Source organism: Bacillus cereus group sp. N11, from assembly GCF_016483605.1.
Lineage (GTDB): Bacteria > Bacillota > Bacilli > Bacillales > Bacillaceae_G > Bacillus_A > Bacillus_A toyonensis.
On record NZ_JAEHBN010000004.1, the window covers coordinates 282,805 to 303,030 of the forward strand.

Sequence of the window (20,226 nt, forward strand, 5' to 3'; positions counted from 1 at the left end):
CTAGACAGAGAGAATAAATTGAACAACAACATATGCAGTATAAGGTATGCCTACAATTATTAAAAAAATAAAAAGCCATTTAATAAGAGAGTCTGCCCATTGATCTTCATGCATGAACTCTTCTTTTGTTTGTTCTACTTCGTATTGGTATTCCATTATTATTTCCCCCTTTTGGATAGCTTGTACTACCATCGTATGCACCTCGTCCAAATGATATGACCTATAAAAAAAGAAAAACTATTTTTCTAATCTCATATACATAATTTTGAGATTTTTTCATAAAACAGAAATAAAGGAGTGATGCTCATGAAGGAAATTGAAGTCGTAATTGATACGGAAGAGATTGCGGAGTTTTTTTATGAGCAACTAATTGAAAGGGGATACGTCCCAAAGCGAGAGGAAATTGAAGATCTCGCAGATATTACATTCGAGTATTTATTAGAGAAATGCATGATTGACGAAGTTTTTGATGAAGAGGAAGATTGAAAGTAACGGCGGGCTAAACTCGTCGTTTTTTACTCTTTACAAACTTGTCACAAATGTGCTTATAAATTATTGGTATAATTAAGAGAAAATTTTACTAAAGAGGTGAAGGGATGTTCAAAAAAATTATTGATTCTTTATTAGGAAAGAAAAAAAATCGTTCGTATTCGAGTAGTGATTATCGTCATAGAGGGCGCTCTTATTCAAGTAGTGACTATAAGCGACGTTCTTCTGGTTATGGACACCAACATTATAAAAGAAAACGTAAAAGCCGTAGCTTCTTTTCAAGTAGCTGATGAAATGGCATCGTGTACTAGCTTTATTTGATAGACCACTGCGAAAAAATACAATTGTAGCAGAACGTTATAAAATTGAATCAGTAATTGGAATGGGCAGTTATGGGGTTACATATGTCGTTAATGATTTACAAATAAATAGATATAAAGTCTTAAAACAGTTAAGACAAAGTAAACAAAGATATGAGTCTGGTAGAAAATCATTTGAGCAAGAGAAAATGATTTTACAAACATTGAATCATCAAGCAATTCCTAGTCTCTATGATCAGTTCTTATGGGAGAAAAAAAGCTTTTTTGTGATGGAATATATGCCTGGTGAAAATTTTGAAGATTATATTTTCTCAGATGGGCGTGTATATAATGAACGTGAAGTTTTTGAAATTTTATATGAAATATTAGGAATTGTTTCAGTTTTTCATAGTAAAGGTATTATTCACCGAGATTTACGTATTCCGAACATATTAATGAAAGAAAATCAAATTAGTATTATTGATTTTGGATTAGCTAAATATAAAGGTGAGGGTGATGAGCGAGCTACAACGTATGAAGGTGAACAAGCTTTGATGCGAGAAGTTCACTTTCGTAGCGATTTTTATGCGCTTGGCCATTTCTCGTTATTTTTATTATATGCAGGATATGAATCGATTGAAAAACATGAAAAGCCATGGTATGAAGAGTTAACTTTGAAAAATGATAATCGTGAAATATTGATGCGAATGTTACAAATAAAAACACCGTACTATGAGAATGTACAAGATTTAAAAAAAGATATAGCTTTTGCTTTAGAAAGGATGGAGACTCCATGTTTCAAAAGTTTTTAGCGAGTGTTGGCATTGGTAGTGCAAAAGTAGACACTGTTCTTGAAAAAGAGGAGTATGTAGTTGGAGAAACGATAGTAGGGAAGGTTCGTATAACTGGGGGATCAGTTAGCCAACAAATTGAAAGCATTTACTTAACGTTATCTACATCATATGTAAGAGAAGTGGATGATAAAAAAGTAACAGCAACGTTTGACTTAGAGCGAGTTCGTTTAACAGATCCATTTTCTGTAGAGCCAAATGAAAAGAAAGAAATTCCATTTTCATTTAAGATGCCAATTGAAGCACCACTAACACTTGGAATGAAAACGGTTTGGGTTCATACAGGCCTTGATATTAAAAATAGTATTGATCCAAGTGACCGTGATTACATTCAAGTGTTGCCAAATGCACTATTGAACAGTGTATTAGAAAGTGTAAATCAATTAGGTTTTAAAGCGCGTCATATAGAATGCGAAGAATTACCATATCGATTACGTAAGCAAGTACCATTCGCACAAGAGTTTGAGTTTATTCCTGTTTCAGGACAGTATTATGGGAAATTAGATGAATTAGAATTATTAATCTTGCCAAGTTCCCACGATCGGTTAGAAATCATTATGGAAGTAGATAGAAAATCACGTGGATTGGCAGGTTTATTTGCAGAAGCACTTGATCTGGATGAGAAGGTTATTCGCTTTACAGTAACGAATGAAGATATCCCAACGATGCAGCAAAAAATTAATAATTATATTTTTTAATAAACTATGCATAAAAAAGAAATGGAGAGGAAAACTAAAACAACCGCTCCATTTTTTTGCATAGTGAGGTTATGTATGTGAAACGATATCGACATTTATACTTGTTAAGCTTTACTCTACTCATTTGTTTTGTCGCACTATCACTTTCGTATCATACCGCTTGTATTGAGAAATTTGACAATATAGTCGCACACTTTATTCAAAGTTTTCGAAACGATTATTTGACAACCTATTTTACTTGGGTGTCCTTTATCGGTTCCAAAAGAATATATTTTCCGTTACTCATTATTCTTGTAATGTATTTTCTCGTTAGAAAAAAGTTGCTTAGTGCATTACTTCTAACAATTAATTACTACGGATCTCGTTATTTAAACAGTATGCTTAAACTATGGTATGAACGGGCAAGACCTGATGTAACGCAGCTTGTTACTGCAACTGGATATAGTTTTCCGAGCGGTCATACGATGAATGCTACTGCTTTTTTAGGATTTATTGCATACGTCACAATTACTGAAGAGCGTATTTCATTGCATAAAAAACTGTTGATTATTCTTATAGCAAGCTTTGTTGTATTATCTATTTCAGTTAGCCGAATATATCTTGGCGTGCATTTTCCATCTGACATATTAGCAGGATGGGCAGCTGGCGGTAGCTGGCTCGTTTTATGTGTTATATTTCATAAAGCGTTTATAAAAAAAGAACCTATGTCATAATAGGTTCTTTTTCCATTGGTTCAACATGAATGTGGGCATGGTAAATTCCGAATTTTTTTCGAAGCATGGCTTCGATGTTGTCAGTAATACAGTGACTTTCTCCAACATCCATACGAGCGTCTACCTCGATTGTAATATCAACGTACGTTTGATTCCCGTACATACGCGCTCGAATATCTACAATGTTTTCCACACCAGAAATATGCTCAATAGCATCAGCATATTCTTCCATTTTATTAGGATCAATGCCATCTGTTAGCATATGAGAAGCTTCTACGAAAATTTCCCATGCAGTTTTACAAATAATAAGGCCGACAATTAGAGCGGCAATAGGATCTAAAATAGGCATTTGGAACTGTGAGCCGACAATGCCTACAACTGTACCAATACTTACGAGCGCATCTGATAAATTATCCTTTGCGGCAGCTTCTAATGATTTACTCTTTGTTCGAAGTGCAATCTTTTTCGTATACCTAAATACACAGTACATAACGACAGCAGAAAATAAAGCTACCCATGCAGCAAGTACATTGGGCGCAGCTTGTTTCGGATTTAAAAATGATTGAATGGCACTAATAACAACTTCTAATCCGACCGTTGCCATAATGAAAGAAGCAACAAGCGAAGCTATTTGTTCTGCACGCGAATGCCCATATGGATGATCTGGATCTCGAGGTTTACGAGAAATTTTTAAACCGATTAATATTGCTAAAGAGGCACCAATATCCGTTAAGTTATTCAAACCGTCAGCACGTAATGCGCTAGAGAGGGTAATATAACTGATGATAATTTTCATAGAGGATAAAAATATGTAGGCCATAATGCTGACAATAGCACCTTTATCAGCTTCTTTATGAGAAAGAGTATCCATTTTAATCACGCACCTTTCTTTAAAGGAATTTCTTTCTATACATAGAGTATCAAATGAAACTCGTGTGGGTCTATACAAACATTGTTGACACTTTATAGCTTTTTAAGTAGGGGGTAACAAAGTTTCGTGAAGGAAAAATATGTTGAAAAGTACAAAGTGAGGGTATGAATATAATTGGGAATCATTCACAATGAAAGGGATAAGATGGTAGGTGGATGTAGAAACGAATACTTTTCTTACTATGTATTTTTCTAATAATGACTGGATGTAATTCATCAAATGATGAAATTGTGAAGAAGTATTATATTTCTAAATGATCAATATCTACATGTAAAGGATACGGTGGATTAAATGAAAGATATGTAATGAACATAGAAAACAAACAAATAATGAATGGGGTTCATAACTTGTGGATTGAAATGAAAAAACAAAAGGAAAGTGGCGAAATACCACAATACGATATATTAATTACATATGAAAGTGGTGATACGAACGTATACATCTATACTTAGGGGATGAAGGGGGAAAGGAGTGTAATTATGTACATTGGTCATGAAGAAAGAGCTACGACAATAATTGTGAAAAAAGATGAAAATCCTCTGAAAAATATTTTTCAGAGGATTTTCATCTTAGTATGCTTCTAAAAACTCAGTAACTTGCTCTTCAGTTTTTGCATTAGCACTATGTAAGTGGCCTAGCTTCTCGCCATTTTGATATACAAGTAAACTTGGAATACCCATTACTTGATACTCTTCAGCGATACTTGGGAACTCATCTTTATTAATAGAATACCATTCAAACTTATTGAACTCTTCCATTACCTCTCCGATAAAGTTGTCCATGCGTACACAATCTGGGCACCATGTAGTAAAGAACTTAACAACTACTGGCTCCTCACTTGCGATGATGTCTTTGAATTCTCTTTCAGACTTGATTTCTCTCATGTTTTTGACTCCTCTCAATGTTACACGGATAAGCTAGTATTTGTATGCGAAATCCGTAATTGCAAACATTAGTATTTTTGAAATAGATTGTTTGCAAAATCTTCGACTGCTTTTTCTTGTAGGTCTGGTACAACTTGTGAGTAGGTGTCTAATGTGTTGCCTACTCTTTCATGTCCTAATCATTCGCTTACGATCTTTAGTTAAATACATTATTGCAACATTAATGTTAAGGGATTGCTTTAGATCATGAAACCGAATATCAGGAACCTCACTTTTCTTTATAAGCTTTTTCTTCATTTTTTGCAAGTAGCTGGGATGGCATGATTAGAAATTTCTTTAGATATTTATGGGGAAGTATCGTTAATAGAGTGACATTAAAACTAAATGGACTAGATAATTAGAAAGTGAGAGTGATTCATAATGAATTTTTCAAAAGAGAATACAAAAAAGATTCCGTAACTGAAAAAATGGGTTGCGGTTTTTTCTTTACTTGAATTTTATTATATTAAATTCGGTATGCGAAAAGATTTTAGATGAATTGGTGCCTTATTTGTCTGCACTTGGTATGGACTTAGGTATATGGACAGACCATGAGAAAATCTCTGAATATACTAATAAAAAAGGAGATGTTGAGTAATGGCACGTTATAGTTTACATGGAGGACACAATAGTATTGTACAAGGGGCTAACTGGGGAAATCGGAAAGAGCATGTTTTGGATCGTCAAGTTAAAGATGCGGTTGCAGCCAAGTTAAAAGCTTTAGGACACACAGTCTATGATGATACGGACGAAGTAGGAAGCACTCAAGCTCAAAATTTAAATAATATTATTCGTAATAGTAATTCACATGTTGTAGATTTAGCTATTGCTTTTCACCTTAATGCAAGTGATGGGACTGGGCAGGGTGTTGAAGTGCTGTATTATGATCAGAATGAACTAGCGTCTAAAATTTCAGCTCAACTAGCAAAAGATATTGGATGGCGTGATCGTGGTGCGAAACAACGTAAAGATTTAGCAGTATTGAATGGGACTAAAGCACCAGCTATTCTTATCGAATTAGGATTCATTGATAATGATTCCGATATGGCAAAATGGGATGTTGATAAAATCGCTAATTCAATCGTTTTTGCTTTAACTGGACAATCTGGTGGAGGTAGCCAACCACCTCAAAAACGTAATATTGTCGAAGTTGGTGGAATAGGTAAAGAAAACTTGGCTGAATTAGTAAGTGCTTTAAACTCAGTTAAGATGACAGGTAACTTAATTCTTAGAAGTGATGGCTATGTTTATCCTGTAACTGATCCAACTAGCGATACTCAATTAAAAGCATTCACTGATTATCTTGACCGTAAAGGCTGGGCATATACTGTTAAGTAAACATACTATGTAAATACAAATAAGCCTATGTAAAGCGAAAAAAGAGGCCTACTCGTATGATGAGTAGGCTGCTTTTTTATTTTATAAAATAAATTAATTTGAATAGAGGTTTTCCTCAAGCATTTATTAAAGCTACGAATATTTATAAGAATATGAGTATGGAAACAGGTCTAATTTTGGAATAGCGGAGGAGATTGTTGTGGACATAACTCAAAGTGTAGCAAGAATAGTGGTAAATGGGAAAGACCTTCCGTTCACTTCAGTTCAAACCTCTGCGTGGAATAATGGTCCTGTATATGATGTAACTGTTTCAACAAAGCAGAGAGTGAACGAGCTTTATCAATTTATGTGGTCACAGGTACCAGTTACACTTACGATGTATTTTCTTCAAGGAGCGGACTTAATGCGATTTGTAAGGATTACTGGGATTAATGAAAGTGTAACCGGAGAATATATATATCATTTCTCTTGGGGATAAAAGCAATTTAAAGTAGCCTAAAAGCTGCTTTTTATTTTGTAAAGGAATTAATTATCAGGAGATGGGTAAATTGGGATAGTTAGGGAAAATAAGCATAGACTGTGAACGTGTATAAGAAGCTCAATAAAGAAAGAACAGCGAGACATGTTTAATGTCTCGCTGTTCTTTCTTTATATTATTCGCAAATAGTTCCGGTTGCTATACCAGTTGGAGCAACACCTACTGGGACCGTATCAATAACCGTATTTGTCGTAGTATTTATGACAGAGACAGTATTACTAGCTTGATTTGTAACATAGGCACGAGTGCCATCTGGTATGATAGTTACTTGATCAGGGGATAGAGCAACAGGAATTGTATCAATTACAGTATTTGTCGCCACGTTTATTACTGATACATTATCGCTAACTTTATTTACAACATAAATACGGGTGCCATCTGGTGTAATAGCAATACCAACAGGTTCGGTACCTACGTTAATTGTATCAATAACGGAATTGGTAGCGGTGTTAATAACAGAAACGGTATTGCTATTTTGATTTGTGACATACGCACGAGTGCCATCTAGTGTGAAGACGATTATCCTAGGGCGAATACCAACAGGGATGGTAGCGCTAACTGTATTTGTCGCAGTATTTATAACGGAAATTGTGTTACTTAATTCGTTTGCAACATATGCAAAGGCTCCATTTGGAGAAACAGTGATTCCTTGCGGAGCGTTGCCAACAGGAATAGTATCAATAACTGTGTTAGTAGCAGCATTAATAACAGAAACAGTATTATTACCATGATTTCCAACATAAACAGTTGTGTTATTTGGAGAAACAGCTACGCCAATCGGATTAGATCCAACTGGGATGGTAGCAACAACTGTATTAGTGGCAGTATCAATAACGGAAACGGTATTAGAAAAAATATTAGTAACATAAGCGCGAGTCCCATTTGGTGAAACCGTTACTTCAAGAGGTGCATTATCTACAGTAATTGTAGCAACGACTGTATTAGTTCCGGTGTTGATTACTGATACTGTATCATCTGCAGGATCATCTATGGTTCCTGCGTTTGTAACATAAACAAGGAAATTACATGCAGGTCCGGTTGGTCCAGTTGGTCCAGTCGGACCTGTTGGACCTGTTGGACATTCACAATCTCCAGTCGGTCCCGGTGGTCCTTCTGGTCCCTGAATCCCTTGCACACCTTGAGGTCCAGTAGGCCCTTCCGCCCCTTCTGGTCCTTGAATCCCTTGCACACCTTGAGGTCCAGTAGGCCCTTCCGGTCCTTCCAGTCCTTGAATTCCTTGCACACCTTGAGATCCAGTAGGCCCTTCCGGTCCTTCTGGTCCCTGAATCCCTTGCACCCCCTGAGGTCCAGTCGGTCCCGGTGGCCCAGGAACTCCCATTCCAGTCCCAGAACCAGTCGGTCCCGGTGGTCCCTGAGGTCCTTGGATCCCTTGCACACCTTGAGGTCCTTCTGGTCCTTCTGGTCCTTCAGGCCCTTGAATTCCTTCCACGCCTTGAGGTCCTTGAGATCCTTCTGGTCCTTCTGGTCCTTGAATTCCTTGCACACCTTGAGATCCCTGAGGCCCTTCTGGCCCTTCTGGTCCTTGAATCCCTTGCACACCTTGAGGCCCCTGTGCTCCTTTAGGTCCTTGAATCCCTTTTGGTCCAGTAGGCCCAGTAGGTCCAGTACTACTTAATAATGAACTATTCAAGATTCCTTGTAAAATTAAGTTGAATGTTTGTTGTAACAATGGGTCTGAAATATTCGAACAACTAATAAGTGAAGATAAGTTTTGGAATAGGAATTGGAACAGTGCTGAGATTTGAGTGAGGGATGCAGTAGGTAGAGAATTAATTAATTGATTTATAGTTCGAATGACTAAACTTCTATTTGGAGTATTTGGTTGTACTGCAATTAATAAATCATTTAATGCTTGTAATGCTGATTGGAGTATTTGAATAGTTATTGGATTTGGTGTTGTAAAGAAAGAAAGGATAGCTTCGTTTAATTGGTTAATTAATTGTAATAATTCTTGTTGCTGAGAATTTGAGAAAAAGACAGGTGTACAACAATTAGTTTGATCACAAGGGGATATAGAAATAAAGCAGGGGACCTGGAACTTTTCGCACGGATTTGTTGAGTTTGAATTTTGATTATATTTCATAAATACCTCCTTTTAAAAAAATATTAAGTACGTCTTGATAACTACTATTTGCTTCTAAATTTAAAGTGATTTTGAGTATATGTTTAATGTGAAATATTCAAGAATATTTTTTCTTTTAAGTATATGTCAACAAAATAGAGATGTTCTTATGGGGTGTCCATTTAAAATGCGATATTCAATTGAATATTGTGATAATGTAAAAGTTTAAAATGAATAACGTGCTAAAGGCTAGTAGACTAGCTTTTAGCACTCACTAAAATAATTATACATAACATACTTTGTAATAACTTATTCGGAAGTGAGTTGAAATTAATGTTTTATTCATATGTGGATTCTCAAGTTGGCATACGACCAGCGTATGGTACGGCTATAACGTATAGCGGGGCACAAAGTACAGTTCAAGCTGTTCAACAAGCATTGCAAATGCAACAACAAATGCAAATGCAGCAAGGTATACAACCGTATTATTCCTCTATGGAGTATTTTTACCCAACGCAACATTTTACACCATACGGAATTGCTTTTACTTCAATTCCATATGGAACAGTATTCAATTTATAAATATAGAGGAATAAAATGAATACAAAAGGGTGCAAGTAAAAAGCACCCTTTTAAAAATAAGAATAGCTAGTCCAAACCTCTCTAATCAATCTTGCATAATATGTAGTAATAAGCTTGAAAGGGGAACGAGTATGTCTTGTTATTACTACTGTAAGTATTGTAAGGATTATAAAAAGAAGCAACATGATTGTCGTAATAACACTAGTAAGTGTCATGCCAACAAGGATAACCTTGTTAGGGCATCAGCATTTAGAGCTAGAAATACTGTAAATCAAAATGTTCCTGCTAATACTTTTGTGAAAGTGTTATTCCAAAATGAACAATTTGATTTAGCAAATGAGTATAATCCAGCAACGTCTATTTTTATGCCGAAGACGAAAGGCGTATATTCTATTATTGGAACGATTGGTTTCTTTCCAAACGACACAAATTTAAATTATAGAGCTCGTGTAGAAATTCGTGTGAATGGAAATGCAGCAATAGCTATAGATAATGACTTTTTTGGTCCAATAGGTTTTGGAAATGTTGTAAGTGTTTCAACAATCATTCAATTGAATGCAGGAGATATAGTTGAGATTTATGCACAAAGTAGTATAGATGGTGTTTTAAGCCCCTTAGAAGATGGTTCGCACTTTGAAGCGGCAAGGTTTCCTTCTCCTACTAAATAAAGTAGGTAATTTAAAAATGAATAGAAGTTTAATAATAGATCCTCACCAAACAGGTGGGGATTCATTTTTTTATTAATAATAGTAACAGCTCATCCAAGCTTTTCTAATCAATTTTGCATAGTATGTAATAATAAATTTAAAGGGGGACTTACTACGTCTTATTATTACTGTAAGTATTGTAACGAGTACAAAAAGAAGAGTCATGATTGTTATAGGAAAAGTAGTCAATGTGATGGGAAGTATGTAAAAATAAATTGTTGTGGTAATAAGAAAGAGGAGCTTGTAAGAGCGTCGGCATTTAGAGCTGTGAATACAGTTAATCAACCTATTCTGGCAAATACGTCTGTTAAAGTGTTATTTCAAAATGAACAATTTGATTTAGCAAATGAATATAATCCAGTAACATCCACTTTTATGCCGAAGACTAGAGGGGTGTATAGTGTATTAGGGAATATAACATTCTCACCAAATGATATTAATGTGAATTACAGAGCTAGAGTAGAAATTCGTGTAAATGGAAATGCAGCAATAGCTATAGATAATGATTTCTTTGGGACAGGGGTATTTTTTAATAATGATGTTTCAGTCACTTCTATTCTTCAATTAGAAGCAGGGGATGTAGTTGAAATTTTCGCAGAGAGTAGTATTGATGGCGTTATTGTACAAAACGTTAACGGTTTGAATACTGTTCATTTTGAAGCGGCAAGGTTTCCTTCTCCAATTGAATGAAGTTGATAAGTAGATGTTTTATAGAAAGTTTGTTAAGACCCTCACTAAATAGTGTGGGCTTTTTATTGTTTTTCTAAAATATATAAGCAATCAGATTTAATTTCGTTTATTATATGAGTGTTTTATGAATTAGATATAATGTTTTAATAGAAGAGAAATGAATGGTAATAGTGAGAGTATAATATATAGAAGGTTATTGTCGAGTCCACACGATGGATATAAAAAAAGAGCATACATAAAAAGTATGCTCAAAAGAAAGATAGGTTTTATGAGTGGATAATCTCCATACGATAATATATGCGTGTTTAATGAAAACGTGTAAAGAATCAATAAATTATCAATGGAATATCATGAAATGAGTAATTTTAGTTTAGGGATGTAGTTGTTTTCTTTCGAAATAATCTAGGTAAAAAAGTTGTGAAAATCGTGCATGATGGGGACTAACAATGGGATAATGATCGTACTTCAGGTACATATTTCTTAAAGTTTGGATATTGCGTGATAGTTTGGCATTTAGGGGTGAGTAGTTGATTAATTATAGAAACATTTGTAATTACTTCGTTACAAGGACCGAAAAATGTAACTTTTAGTTTTGAATTCGGTGGAACTTTGAACACGATAGGTTTTTTTTTCATGAAATCAGCTCCTAATATTCCACATTATATGTGCTTCACCTTTTGATTTAAATGATTATTAAGGTGTATTTATATAATATGAAATCTTTGTTAAGTTGATTATAATATAGAACCTCATTGTCGTATAAGTACATAAACATGTGGGGAAAAGCGGAGAATACTCTATGAAATGTATAATTAATATAATATGAAAAATGATTTAACTATCTAATGCATTTTATGTCCTGATACATATTACGGTAGTAAGAATAGTATGAGGAGGTAATAAAAGAATGCAAGAAAATGTACAAGCTCAGCCACAGCTTTCACCACTGTGGATCACATATTTTAATGAACTAAGAAATTCAATTGGTGTTGATCCAACAGTTACAGTGGGGCCACTTATTCCGGTTGGCGGGAATTATATTATTTTAGTGCATGCGTTAAGTAATGAAAAAGCGAGAGCATTAGCAACGCTTCTAAAATCTTCTGTACAATTTGGAAATGTAAGTGTAACCGTTATTGAAACGAATAATGAAAATGAAATTGTAAATCCATTTCCTTGTCCACTAGATGCATTTGAAATTGCGTATTTATTTCAAGTAGCGTTAGAGAATAATCCTTATTTTGAACAAGTTGTGGTACAACCTCAGTTCCCTGGTGGAGTGAATGTTGTATTTCCAGTTTTTAAAGCGGAAGTGATCCAATTTTTTAATGATGATATTTCAAATCTATGTCAAACGTTTACAGGTGTTGCTGCAAATGTGTTTCGTGATGTAATGCAGGAGGATGTTTGTGATATCCCAATTTTATTTTCCACAAGTTGCGTTATGAGCAGTGAAAATCCACAATTACAAAATACAGATTTAGAACCAAAGTTGTTTTATTAAGATGCAAAAAGACATTTTCAAAAATCGGAAATGTCTTTTTTATGTATTAATATTATTTTGTACCAAAATTTATTGGCTGGAAATCAGTGGTAAAATGTAAAATGATTATAGTTTTACTCAATTTTAAATAGGCTGGATAGCGTATGGAATTGTTGATTACAGATAGAAATGAAATAAACAATGAGTGTTAGGCTAGACTATTATAAAAAGATAGTTCACATATAGGGGTTTTCTACGTACAGGCAAATAAACATAGGACATATAGAAGATTTTTTATTATCAACAGAAAAATCATTTTAAATAAATTGATATTTTCACGCCTAATTATATGAGTTAGAGGAGAGATTGAAAGAAGTAGTTTTAAAGATTATATATTTCAAAAAATAAAGATTTCTTCTTATTTATATTATAGATAGATAGTAATAGATATATGTGGATTACGCTAAAACAAGCTTTGAATATGATAATAAAAAGGAGTTGAATTGTAATGGGTTATATTGTTGATATTTCAAAGTGGAATGGAACTATTAATTGGGAAATTGCAGCGCCTCAACTAGATTTAGTTATTGCTAGAGTGCAAGATGGTTCAAATACGGTGGATTTTATGTATCAAAACTATGTGAATGCAATGAAGAAGCATAGTGTTCCGTTTGGTAATTATGCATTTTGTCGTTTTATTTCTATTGCAGATGCAAAGAAAGAGGCACAAGATTTTTGGAATCGTGGCGATAAGTCTGCTGCGTTTTGGGTGGCGGATGTTGAAGTACAAACGATGGTAGATATGCAAGGCGGGACACAAGTATTTATAGATGAATTACGTCGTTTAGGTGCGAAAAAAGTAGGTTTATATGTTGGGCATCACACGTATGTATCGTTTGGAGCGCGTAATATTGATGCTGATTTTGTATGGATTCCTCGTTATGGAGGGAATAAGCCGGCGTATCCGTGTGATATTTGGCAATATACGGATTCGGGGAATGTTCCTGGGATCGGGAAATGTGATTTGAATCAATTAATAGGAAATAAGTCACTTTCCTGGTTTATAGATTCGAATCAAGAAAATCAATCTAATGTAGTGGATTTGCAGCAATCAAGTGGTATTGGTATTGCAGTTTCAAAATATGCTGATGGATACGGCATAAATTTATATGAAAATCCTGTGAACCCCCAGTATACAGGTGCAATCACTAAGAAAATCCCGTATTTAATTTTAAACAGTTATTGGGGAGGCGGCGATAAAGATATGATTTGCTTAGGGAATGATAAGCAGTGGGTATATTTAAAACATTTTGATGTGAGATGGTATTATGCTTCTTCAAAATATCCTGTCGGGTACGGAGTGAATTATTATGGAGAGCCTGAATGTATTAATTATAAAGGAAATATAGATGGATCAACATCTTACCGTGTGTGGGGAAGAGTAAAAAATGCGGTAGATATCGGACAAAGTAGTTGGATACCGGAAAAACATTTAATCATTAAGTAACCTTAGTCGTTAAATGTTTTTGAGGCATTCGTAAAGAGTCTTCTCATTAATAAATAGTGAGAAGATTTTTCATATTTGTGTATAAAAAATATGATACATATTTGATTCAAATGAAATGAATTACATATGGAAAACACACTGTTTTCACAATAACGGTGTATAGTTACGTTGCATAATAATAAAAGTGAGGTATTTGAATTGAAAAAGAAAAAGCTATTTTTGGGAACAATTATTTCATGCGTGGTACTCGCATTATCTGCATGTGGTTCCTCAGACAACGTAGTAACATCAAAAGTAGGAAATGTTACAGAGAAAGAGTTAAGTAAAGAATTAAAACAAAAATATGGAGAAAGTACATTATACCAAATGGTATTAAGTAAGGCGCTGCTAGATAAATATAAAGTTACAGATGAGGAAGCAACAAAACAAGTAAAAGAAGCAAAAGATAAAATGGGTGACAATTTTAAAGAGACTTTAGAAAAACTTGGGTTAAAAAACGAAGATGAATTAAAAGAAAAAATGAAACCAGAAATTGCATTTGAAAAAGCGATTAAAGCGACTGTCACAGAAAAAGATGTAAAAGATAACTATAAACCAGAAATGAAGGTAAGTCATATTTTAGTAAAAGATGAAAAAACCGCTAAAGAAGTAAAAGAGAAAGTGAATAATGGTGAAGATTTTGCCGCTTTAGCGAAGCAGTACTCAGAAGATACTGGTTCAAAGGAACAGGGCGGGGAAATAGATGGTTTTGGCCCTGGGCAAACTGTTAAAGAATTTGAGGAAGCTGCGTATAAATTAAATGCAGGACAAGTAAGTGAACCAGTTAAAACATCTTACGGTTACCATATTATTAAAGTGACCGATAAAAAAGAGTTGAAACCATTTGAAGAAGTGAAGGATAAGATCCGTAAAGATTTAGAACAACAAAGATTACAAGATACGACAGGTAAATGGAAACAGCAAGTGGTCAATGATTTATTAAAAGATGCTGATATTAAGGTGAATGATAAAGAATATAAAGAGACATTTAAATTTCTAGAAAAGAAATAATACGGATAGAAAAAACAGAAATGTAGCATTTTGCTAGACTTCTGTTTTTTGTTTTTTTTGAAAAAAGAATGCAGACTTCTTCGGTAAACACAATCATACTAGAATGATTCGGATAAGTAAAAAACAAAAAACTAAATAAAATAAAATTTTTAAAGGTAAAACTCTAGAAGTATTATGTAACTTTAATTAGAAAAGGGAACTCATATTGAGTTCCCTTTTCTAATTAGTGTGTGTGTTATAAAAAAGATAGTAAGACAATATAATATTACATTTAAATATTAAGAATTACAATGGAAAATTGTAGGAAATAATAATCGTTTTAAAAAATGTTGATATAGTAATGTTTTGATTATTTTATTACATATAAATTAAGTATATAAATTTTTATAGTTGATCAACATAATTTGAAGAATAGTACATATAATATTTTTGAATAAACATTTGCAATATTATAGGAAGTGAAAAGTTGAGCATTCTATTAAAAAGGATGTTCTTTTTGTTATGAATATTTCTAAATGTATTATTTACTAGATGAATAAATGAAAGTGGGGGAGAATATATGAAAGTGATTTTTCAAAGAGAAGACGGAGGGAAAGTTTTTGAATCGAATGATGAAAATATAAGTGGTTTATTAGCTATATTAAAAGAAACGAAAGGGATTAAAATTGGGATGGTTGAGTATGAAGTGTTAAAATATGAAATAGAGTATTTTCGTCATCCGAAAAGAGGAGAAATGGAGAGAGAGTTACATATAACCATACATCCTAAATATATGTAATGAATGGTAGCAATATCAAACTATTATGAAAGCAAAGGAGTATTTGATATTGTAATATGATATGTACGAAAAGAGAGTGTGGAAATCGCCCTCTTTTCACAGAAAACCTATAAGGAATAAATTGAGTTACATTATAAATTTCTTAAATTTTGTGAGTTCGTTCATTATAATGTATGTTTGCGTTTAAGAATGGTTCATGCAAAAAAATAAAGGTTTGTAGTGTAGGCAGGGATTTTATATTCGATTAAACGAATATAATGTTGTAGTTTGTTGACGAATAATAAATGAAACTTTCATTCAGAAAGAAAGCTAGTCAAGATAAAAAAATAAATTTGAAAATATAACGTATTAGAAAAAACGATTTCACTTTATGTGAAATCGTTTTTTATTCGCTAAATGTGTAGAGAGTGAAAAGTTTGTTTTAAGGGAAAAAAATATAAATATGCCCCTTCTCAAAAGAACGTAGGTTCGTGTATAATTAGAACGAATGTTCTTTTTTGATGCAGACCTTATACAATTTAGAAATAAATACGAACTTAGTAATTACTAAAAATGATGGAGTAACAGTATGTGTGAAATAGAGTGGATAAATGATCAAGGAGATAAAGAAATGAATCATGTAAAGAGGCAGAAAGAAGAAAGAGAGTGGGTTCCATTTACAGTAATGTCGGAACAATTGTTAAGTATGAGAAAGGTTATTGGTGAGAAATTAAAAGTGCAAAGGCCGATAGTAACAAATGAAGAAAAAGAAAGAATTTCTGATAAATTGCTAACGGCATTATTGTCTGAGCAAGAAATATTGGTGACATATTTTGAAGATGGCTACATACTTACAAGTTATATGACAGTCGTTCATATAAACCCGGTAAGGCAGATTATAATGTGCACAGACGCATTTTATAAAACTCACGTAATGAGTTTTACAGATGTAATTGAAATAATGTAATAGAAGCTGAACTTAAATATCCAGCTTCTATTATTTCTGATAGATGGAAGAAATAATGCGAAATAGCAGCTAGCTTCATGCTAACTGCTAAGCCCCAGGGAAAGGGAGAAAAAGATAGGGTACTCCAACATTCAATAATAGCTGTGAAACAGCCTGACTATAGTATATACAAATCTAAAATTCCTATACAGAAAGATGAAAAATAGGGTTAGGCTGTACCCACTTGATTTTGATCTGCAAGGTCCGAATCAAACGTATTAGTCGCACTAACACCGTTAAAAGTATTAACAACAAAACCAACGTTTGATGCGCCAGATCCATTGTAAGCTTTCGTATTTTCTTTCGGAGAAACGTTGTAGAAATCACCTAAGTTAAATGATCCGTTACTATTTTGTACAACTAAATTCCCTACAACTGAGGGCATAATTTTCACCTGCTTTATAATGAATTGTTAACATTACTATATGGGAGTAAAGTCCAAATGGTTCATGTAACAAAAATTGTGGAATAGTAAAACGTTTCAAGCGTGGCTTTCAATAAAAGTGTGTTAAACTTAATATGAGTTGGATAATAAAAAAGAAATAATTTGTATAATTAATATATACGAAAACAAAGGAGGCAAAATGTTATGAATAACGTTATAAAAAAAGTAGATTTATCAGATGCAAAATCAAGTAATCTTGTTGCGCTTATTTATAGCAATGAAGTTATATTGATTGAAAACGCATTTTGTCCAAATGAAATAAAATTAAAGTTTAATGAGATTGCAATTTTATCTGCAATTAAAACAGCTCATATTGCAAAAGTGTCCATCAGAAAAGAACTTGAAGCGCTTTTTCATGATACAGGAGTATTACTGGTGAAACAAAGTGCTGAAGTTGGTAGCAGTCAATCTATAACAATGCATTTTGAGCAATTCAAAAAATTACAATATGAAATTGAGCTTTTAAATAAAAGTATGTAATCAGGCTAGTTGAAGACTCTTTCACAAAAGTGGACTGTGTTATGTTGAAAAGTGGATTGGAAATTATTTGGATGAATCGCACTATAAACATAAATATAGTTTTATGAAAATGCAGGATAATGAGGCTTTTAAAGCAGGTAAATTAGGTACAGTTTATATGTATCGTTTTGAAAAATGTGGGAAAGAGAAGTTGAAATTTAAAAGTAATAATGAAATAAGCGACGAATTTTTAAATATGTAAACGGGAGTAACCACTATGGTTATTCTTTTGTTTATGTGTGCAATATTAAAAATACTTCTAAAGTATGAAGTGTTTTAATACTTTAGTAAATAGTTAAATGAAGGTTAAAGGAGTAAAATATGGTAAAGGGAGGCGAGGAATTGAAGCGAAATGACATTAGAAAACTCGTAATTATTACAGGAGTGACACAAGGATTAGGACGCGCGATGGTTGATCGATTTCATGAATTGGGATGGAACATATGTGGATGTGGACGTTCAAAAGATAAAATTGAAGAACTAAAAAAACAATACGGTAATACACATGATTTTCAAATAATTGATGTTTCAGATTCGCAGCAAGTTAGTAGTTGGGCAAATGATATCCTTACTAAATATCGGACTCCCGACTTGTTAATAAATAATGCATCAATTGTGAATCAAAATGCACCAATTTGGAAAGTTACCGCTGGGGAATTTGAAAATGTAATGAATGTAAACGTGAATGGTGTAGTAAATGTAATAAGAGCATTTGTCCCAGCAATGGTAGATAGAAAAGAAGGAATTATTATTAATATGAGTTCTAGTTGGGGAAGAGAAGGTGAGGCAAATCTTGCACCATACTGTGCCTCGAAGTTTGCAATTGAAGGTATCACGAAATCTATGGCACTGGAATTGCCTGATGGCGTGGCTGTAGTTGCTTTAGATCCTGGCGGTGGTATTAGCACTCCAATGCTGTATTCATGTGCACCACAGTATGTTAATGAATCACCCACACCTGAAATGTGGTCACATAATGCGATTCGATATATATTGAATATAACAATAGATAAAAATGGAGATTCATTGACATGCCCAGCATGTGTTTAAAAATAAGTATCTATTACTCAATGTAATTTCAGTGATATACGCTTTGGCTAAAAAAGTACCTTTAAGGTACTTTTTGTATTAGTAACACATTATAGAATGCACAAAATTACATATGGAAAATAAAATATTTGATTAAGAGTGACTTTTGGTTATTTCGAAAGCACGAGAAAATATCAAAATAGGTGATGAAAATGAATCCAAGCAGTTTAAAAGTGACAGGAGCATGGTATCAAGTAGGAGGAAATCTTACAGCTGCTATTGGAACGACAAGAGGATTTATTGGGGAAGAGAAAATTGAATCGGACCTTGTTATTATAGGAAGCTCATTGCAAGCCTTCGGGTATATTTTACAAATTATAGCGAGTAATTATACCGAAGATGAAGAAGTAGAAAATCGAAATATATGTTTGCAGAATGAAAGTGAAACACTGGATAAAATGGGAATTGAGTTATTGGCATTAGGGAATATATCAAATGTAATAGGAACATATTTTAATAAAAATGAACAATTAACAGAGAATGATTATCTTATCATTGTCGGGAACAGTTTACAATCGATTGGTGCTTTTTTAGGAGTAGAAGCAGCTTTGATTGAGATGAAAGTAATACAGCGAATCATTGTACTAGGAAATTCTATGCAAAGCTTAGGGGCCGGACTACAAGCGTATCAAGGCATAATTAATTTATCGAAGGATGAAGTAGAAAACGAAGATCGTATTCTTGATAAGAAGGATGAGAGGATAATAGCACTGATTGGTATTTGGATACAGGCAATAGGAACGGTAATTTCTGCGATTGGATTAACTGCAGTAGAGAAAGAGAAAAGTTTTGAAAATAATAAGGATTTTAAAATGCTCATTGAAAGAGTGGATGTAAAATGTAATTAAATAGGTAGGAAGAGTTTGGTCTAGTAGGTTTTTTTGCATATGGATAGAATATATATAATAGAAGAAATGTTATAATTGCTTAATTGAAATTTGTGTAACTTCAAAATCAAAGAGTGTGCTTGCATATGAAAAGAATTTTTATAAAAAATCCAAAATAAGGAGTTTTCAAGAGATGATGTACTTATTGGCAATTCTACTTCCACCTGTAGCTGTATTATTTTGCGGAAAGCCATTTCAAGCAATAATTAATTTCATATTAACTTTAATATTTTGGGTTCCAGGCGTCATACACGCGATTTTAGTCGTACATGATAAAAAGGCGGATCGGCGAGTGAGAAAACAAATTCAAGCATATGATGAAATTAATAAGAGGAATAGAAGATAATTCGTCTGTGAAAATAGTATAAAAAGAAAGGGGGATTTACCTCCTTTCTTTTTATTTGGTGCTTAAGTTTAAATTTTAGTGTAGCGGAAAGAATTTTTAATGTAAGTTTTATGGTAATAGCTTTTAGATTGTGCATTTAATAAGCCATTGTAAATGCTTTCAGGTACATTAAAGAAATCATACATGCCATTTTTTAATTGGATTCGTAAAATCATAGAAAAGGGATTATAACCAACAGCAATCAAATTTTTTGATATAACAGGAGATAATTTCATAAGCATACAACTCCTTAATT

The 20,226-nt window shown here is 33.4% G+C and carries 27 protein-coding genes and 1 pseudogene; 20 read left to right on the forward strand and 8 right to left on the reverse strand.

Annotation, left to right across the window (positions count from 1 at the left end):
- Positions 1–156 (reverse strand): DUF3930 family protein, encoded by a 156-nt coding sequence (locus tag JDS98_RS09190; RefSeq protein ID WP_000456536.1) that lies wholly within the window; start codon positions 154–156, stop codon positions 1–3.
- A gap of 150 nt (positions 157–306) precedes the next feature.
- On the opposite strand from JDS98_RS09190, the gene JDS98_RS09195 reads away from it, so the two are divergent.
- The 5 genes from JDS98_RS09195 to JDS98_RS09215 all read left to right on the forward strand — a co-directional run bounded on the left by JDS98_RS09195 (position 307) and on the right by JDS98_RS09215 (position 3,050).
- Positions 307–486, forward strand: a complete 180-nt coding sequence (locus JDS98_RS09195; protein WP_000658452.1) for a YozD family protein — start codon at positions 307–309, stop codon at positions 484–486.
- 110 nt (positions 487–596) lie between these two features.
- On the forward strand, positions 597–779 hold the full coding sequence (locus JDS98_RS09200; protein WP_000473369.1) for a hypothetical protein: 183 nt from the start codon (positions 597–599) through the stop codon (positions 777–779).
- Complete coding sequence (locus JDS98_RS09205; protein ID WP_097956783.1) at positions 779–1,600, forward strand: serine/threonine protein kinase; 822 nt, start codon at positions 779–781, stop codon at positions 1,598–1,600. The genes JDS98_RS09200 and JDS98_RS09205 overlap by 1 nt, the downstream gene beginning before the upstream one ends.
- The gene (locus tag JDS98_RS09210; protein ID WP_000486638.1) at positions 1,582–2,337 is read left to right on the forward strand and encodes a sporulation protein; all 756 of its coding nucleotides are present in this window, start codon (positions 1,582–1,584) and stop codon (positions 2,335–2,337) included. Before JDS98_RS09205 ends, JDS98_RS09210 begins: the two co-directional genes overlap by 19 nt.
- A gap of 77 nt (positions 2,338–2,414) precedes the next feature.
- On the forward strand, positions 2,415–3,050 hold the full coding sequence (locus JDS98_RS09215; RefSeq protein WP_002093763.1) for a phosphatase PAP2 family protein: 636 nt from the start codon (positions 2,415–2,417) through the stop codon (positions 3,048–3,050).
- On the opposite strand, the gene JDS98_RS09220 is transcribed toward JDS98_RS09215, so the two are convergent.
- From JDS98_RS09220 to JDS98_RS30235, 3 genes and pseudogenes are all read right to left on the reverse strand, one after another.
- A complete protein-coding gene (locus JDS98_RS09220; protein WP_140158651.1) occupies positions 3,040–3,921 on the reverse strand; it encodes a cation diffusion facilitator family transporter in 882 nt (293 codons plus the stop codon). The two genes, JDS98_RS09215 and JDS98_RS09220, sit on opposite strands and share 11 nt — an antisense overlap.
- A gap of 629 nt (positions 3,922–4,550) precedes the next feature.
- The gene (locus JDS98_RS09225; RefSeq protein ID WP_199633808.1) at positions 4,551–4,865 is read right to left on the reverse strand and encodes a thioredoxin family protein; all 315 of its coding nucleotides are present in this window, start codon (positions 4,863–4,865) and stop codon (positions 4,551–4,553) included.
- Positions 4,866–4,933: 68 nt separating this feature from the next.
- Positions 4,934–5,186 (reverse strand): annotated as a pseudogene (locus JDS98_RS30235) (site-specific integrase); the annotation flags it as partial.
- Between the two features lie 315 nt (positions 5,187–5,501).
- Here JDS98_RS30235 and JDS98_RS09230 point away from each other — a divergent pair.
- Both JDS98_RS09230 and JDS98_RS09235 read left to right on the forward strand, forming a co-directional pair.
- Positions 5,502–6,242, forward strand: coding sequence for an N-acetylmuramoyl-L-alanine amidase (locus JDS98_RS09230; protein ID WP_000135303.1), 741 nt, complete (start codon positions 5,502–5,504; stop codon positions 6,240–6,242).
- A 199-nt stretch (positions 6,243–6,441) separates the two neighbouring features.
- Positions 6,442–6,720, forward strand: coding sequence for a hypothetical protein (locus JDS98_RS09235; RefSeq protein WP_033663004.1), 279 nt, complete (start codon positions 6,442–6,444; stop codon positions 6,718–6,720).
- A gap of 175 nt (positions 6,721–6,895) precedes the next feature.
- Here JDS98_RS09235 and JDS98_RS09240 read toward each other — a convergent pair whose 3' ends face one another.
- Positions 6,896–8,884: a beta-propeller fold lactonase family protein gene (locus tag JDS98_RS09240; RefSeq protein ID WP_199633809.1), complete on the reverse strand. Its 1,989-nt coding sequence runs from the start codon at positions 8,882–8,884 to the stop codon at positions 6,896–6,898.
- A 312-nt stretch (positions 8,885–9,196) separates the two neighbouring features.
- Between JDS98_RS09240 and JDS98_RS09245 the strand changes: the two genes are divergently transcribed.
- The 3 genes from JDS98_RS09245 to JDS98_RS09255 all read left to right on the forward strand — a co-directional run bounded on the left by JDS98_RS09245 (position 9,197) and on the right by JDS98_RS09255 (position 10,842).
- Positions 9,197–9,445, forward strand: a complete 249-nt coding sequence (locus JDS98_RS09245) for a DUF3947 family protein (RefSeq protein WP_000500114.1) — start codon at positions 9,197–9,199, stop codon at positions 9,443–9,445.
- Between the two features lie 131 nt (positions 9,446–9,576).
- Entirely contained in the window at positions 9,577–10,113 is a 537-nt protein-coding gene (locus tag JDS98_RS09250; protein WP_097881184.1) for an ABC transporter permease, read from the forward strand.
- A 117-nt stretch (positions 10,114–10,230) separates the two neighbouring features.
- Positions 10,231–10,842: a hypothetical protein gene (locus JDS98_RS09255; RefSeq protein ID WP_199633828.1), complete on the forward strand. Its 612-nt coding sequence runs from the start codon at positions 10,231–10,233 to the stop codon at positions 10,840–10,842.
- 440 nt (positions 10,843–11,282) lie between these two features.
- Here JDS98_RS09255 and JDS98_RS09260 read toward each other — a convergent pair whose 3' ends face one another.
- Positions 11,283–11,477 (reverse strand): hypothetical protein, encoded by a 195-nt coding sequence (locus JDS98_RS09260; protein WP_098911658.1) that lies wholly within the window; start codon positions 11,475–11,477, stop codon positions 11,283–11,285.
- Positions 11,478–11,749: 272 nt separating this feature from the next.
- Here JDS98_RS09260 and JDS98_RS09265 point away from each other — a divergent pair, with 272 nt between their 5' ends.
- The 5 genes from JDS98_RS09265 (at position 11,750) to JDS98_RS09285 (ending at position 16,606) form a co-directional block, all read left to right on the forward strand.
- Positions 11,750–12,346 (forward strand): hypothetical protein, encoded by a 597-nt coding sequence (locus JDS98_RS09265; protein WP_199633810.1) that lies wholly within the window; start codon positions 11,750–11,752, stop codon positions 12,344–12,346.
- Positions 12,347–12,833: 487 nt separating this feature from the next.
- Positions 12,834–13,832, forward strand: coding sequence for a glycoside hydrolase family 25 protein (locus JDS98_RS09270; protein WP_097956775.1), 999 nt, complete (start codon positions 12,834–12,836; stop codon positions 13,830–13,832).
- A gap of 198 nt (positions 13,833–14,030) precedes the next feature.
- Positions 14,031–14,882, forward strand: a complete 852-nt coding sequence (locus JDS98_RS09275; RefSeq protein WP_087971261.1) for a peptidylprolyl isomerase PrsA — start codon at positions 14,031–14,033, stop codon at positions 14,880–14,882.
- Between the two features lie 559 nt (positions 14,883–15,441).
- On the forward strand, positions 15,442–15,660 hold the full coding sequence (locus JDS98_RS09280) for a hypothetical protein (RefSeq protein ID WP_097956774.1): 219 nt from the start codon (positions 15,442–15,444) through the stop codon (positions 15,658–15,660).
- A gap of 610 nt (positions 15,661–16,270) precedes the next feature.
- Positions 16,271–16,606, forward strand: a complete 336-nt coding sequence (locus JDS98_RS09285) for a YolD-like family protein (RefSeq protein WP_199633811.1) — start codon at positions 16,271–16,273, stop codon at positions 16,604–16,606.
- 208 nt (positions 16,607–16,814) lie between these two features.
- Here JDS98_RS09285 and gerPF read toward each other — a convergent pair whose 3' ends face one another.
- Positions 16,815–17,030 carry a spore germination protein GerPF gene (gerPF, locus tag JDS98_RS09290; protein WP_001141565.1) on the reverse strand — a complete coding sequence of 72 codons (216 nt, stop codon included), beginning with the start codon at positions 17,028–17,030 and terminating at the stop codon, positions 16,815–16,817.
- Positions 17,031–17,234: 204 nt separating this feature from the next.
- Here gerPF and JDS98_RS09295 point away from each other — a divergent pair, with 204 nt between their 5' ends.
- The 5 genes from JDS98_RS09295 to JDS98_RS09310 all read left to right on the forward strand — a co-directional run bounded on the left by JDS98_RS09295 (position 17,235) and on the right by JDS98_RS09310 (position 19,931).
- Positions 17,235–17,570: a hypothetical protein gene (locus JDS98_RS09295; protein ID WP_001066863.1), complete on the forward strand. Its 336-nt coding sequence runs from the start codon at positions 17,235–17,237 to the stop codon at positions 17,568–17,570.
- 34 nt (positions 17,571–17,604) lie between these two features.
- Entirely contained in the window at positions 17,605–17,811 is a 207-nt protein-coding gene (locus JDS98_RS30240; RefSeq protein WP_097956773.1) for a hypothetical protein, read from the forward strand.
- A gap of 119 nt (positions 17,812–17,930) precedes the next feature.
- Positions 17,931–18,659 carry an SDR family oxidoreductase gene (locus tag JDS98_RS09300; protein WP_000238410.1) on the forward strand — a complete coding sequence of 243 codons (729 nt, stop codon included), beginning with the start codon at positions 17,931–17,933 and terminating at the stop codon, positions 18,657–18,659.
- A gap of 191 nt (positions 18,660–18,850) precedes the next feature.
- Positions 18,851–19,546 (forward strand): DUF6944 family repetitive protein, encoded by a 696-nt coding sequence (locus JDS98_RS09305; protein WP_087971257.1) that lies wholly within the window; start codon positions 18,851–18,853, stop codon positions 19,544–19,546.
- A gap of 172 nt (positions 19,547–19,718) precedes the next feature.
- Entirely contained in the window at positions 19,719–19,931 is a 213-nt protein-coding gene (locus JDS98_RS09310) for a YqaE/Pmp3 family membrane protein (RefSeq protein ID WP_000990226.1), read from the forward strand.
- A gap of 68 nt (positions 19,932–19,999) precedes the next feature.
- Here the strand turns inward: JDS98_RS09310 and JDS98_RS09315 are convergent, their stop codons facing one another.
- Complete coding sequence (locus JDS98_RS09315) at positions 20,000–20,206, reverse strand: KTSC domain-containing protein (protein WP_000777817.1); 207 nt, start codon at positions 20,204–20,206, stop codon at positions 20,000–20,002.
- Positions 20,207–20,226: the final 20 nt, after the last annotated feature.

Excerpts from the sequence above, each read along its gene's own strand:
- JDS98_RS09210 (WP_000486638.1), top strand. The coding sequence starts at position 1,582 with ATGTTTCAAAAGTTTTTAGCGAGTGTTGGCATTGGTAGTGCAAAAGTA.
- JDS98_RS09205 (WP_097956783.1), top strand. The coding sequence starts at position 779 with ATGAAATGGCATCGTGTACTAGCTTTATTTGATAGACCACTGCGAAAA.
- JDS98_RS09300 (WP_000238410.1), top strand. The coding sequence starts at position 17,931 with ATGGTAAAGGGAGGCGAGGAATTGAAGCGAAATGACATTAGAAAACTC.
- JDS98_RS09280 (WP_097956774.1), top strand. The coding sequence starts at position 15,442 with ATGAAAGTGATTTTTCAAAGAGAAGACGGAGGGAAAGTTTTTGAATCG.
- JDS98_RS09195 (WP_000658452.1), top strand. The coding sequence starts at position 307 with ATGAAGGAAATTGAAGTCGTAATTGATACGGAAGAGATTGCGGAGTTT.
- JDS98_RS09310 (WP_000990226.1), top strand. The coding sequence starts at position 19,719 with ATGATGTACTTATTGGCAATTCTACTTCCACCTGTAGCTGTATTATTT.
- JDS98_RS09315 (WP_000777817.1), bottom strand. The coding sequence starts at position 20,206 with ATGAAATTATCTCCTGTTATATCAAAAAATTTGATTGCTGTTGGTTAT.
- gerPF (WP_001141565.1), bottom strand. The coding sequence starts at position 17,030 with ATGCCCTCAGTTGTAGGGAATTTAGTTGTACAAAATAGTAACGGATCA.
- JDS98_RS09240 (WP_199633809.1), bottom strand. The coding sequence starts at position 8,884 with ATGAAATATAATCAAAATTCAAACTCAACAAATCCGTGCGAAAAGTTC.
- JDS98_RS09250 (WP_097881184.1), top strand. The coding sequence starts at position 9,577 with ATGTCTTGTTATTACTACTGTAAGTATTGTAAGGATTATAAAAAGAAG.
- JDS98_RS09305 (WP_087971257.1), top strand. The coding sequence starts at position 18,851 with ATGAATCCAAGCAGTTTAAAAGTGACAGGAGCATGGTATCAAGTAGGA.
- JDS98_RS09265 (WP_199633810.1), top strand. The coding sequence starts at position 11,750 with ATGCAAGAAAATGTACAAGCTCAGCCACAGCTTTCACCACTGTGGATC.
- JDS98_RS09200 (WP_000473369.1), top strand. The coding sequence starts at position 597 with ATGTTCAAAAAAATTATTGATTCTTTATTAGGAAAGAAAAAAAATCGT.
- JDS98_RS09225 (WP_199633808.1), bottom strand. The coding sequence starts at position 4,865 with ATGAGAGAAATCAAGTCTGAAAGAGAATTCAAAGACATCATCGCAAGT.
- JDS98_RS09190 (WP_000456536.1), bottom strand. The coding sequence starts at position 156 with ATGGAATACCAATACGAAGTAGAACAAACAAAAGAAGAGTTCATGCAT.
- JDS98_RS09230 (WP_000135303.1), top strand. The coding sequence starts at position 5,502 with ATGGCACGTTATAGTTTACATGGAGGACACAATAGTATTGTACAAGGG.
- JDS98_RS09295 (WP_001066863.1), top strand. The coding sequence starts at position 17,235 with ATGAATAACGTTATAAAAAAAGTAGATTTATCAGATGCAAAATCAAGT.
- JDS98_RS09220 (WP_140158651.1), bottom strand. The coding sequence starts at position 3,921 with ATGGATACTCTTTCTCATAAAGAAGCTGATAAAGGTGCTATTGTCAGC.
- JDS98_RS09260 (WP_098911658.1), bottom strand. The coding sequence starts at position 11,477 with ATGAAAAAAAAACCTATCGTGTTCAAAGTTCCACCGAATTCAAAACTA.
- JDS98_RS09245 (WP_000500114.1), top strand. The coding sequence starts at position 9,197 with ATGTTTTATTCATATGTGGATTCTCAAGTTGGCATACGACCAGCGTAT.
- JDS98_RS09270 (WP_097956775.1), top strand. The coding sequence starts at position 12,834 with ATGGGTTATATTGTTGATATTTCAAAGTGGAATGGAACTATTAATTGG.
- JDS98_RS09285 (WP_199633811.1), top strand. The coding sequence starts at position 16,271 with ATGAATCATGTAAAGAGGCAGAAAGAAGAAAGAGAGTGGGTTCCATTT.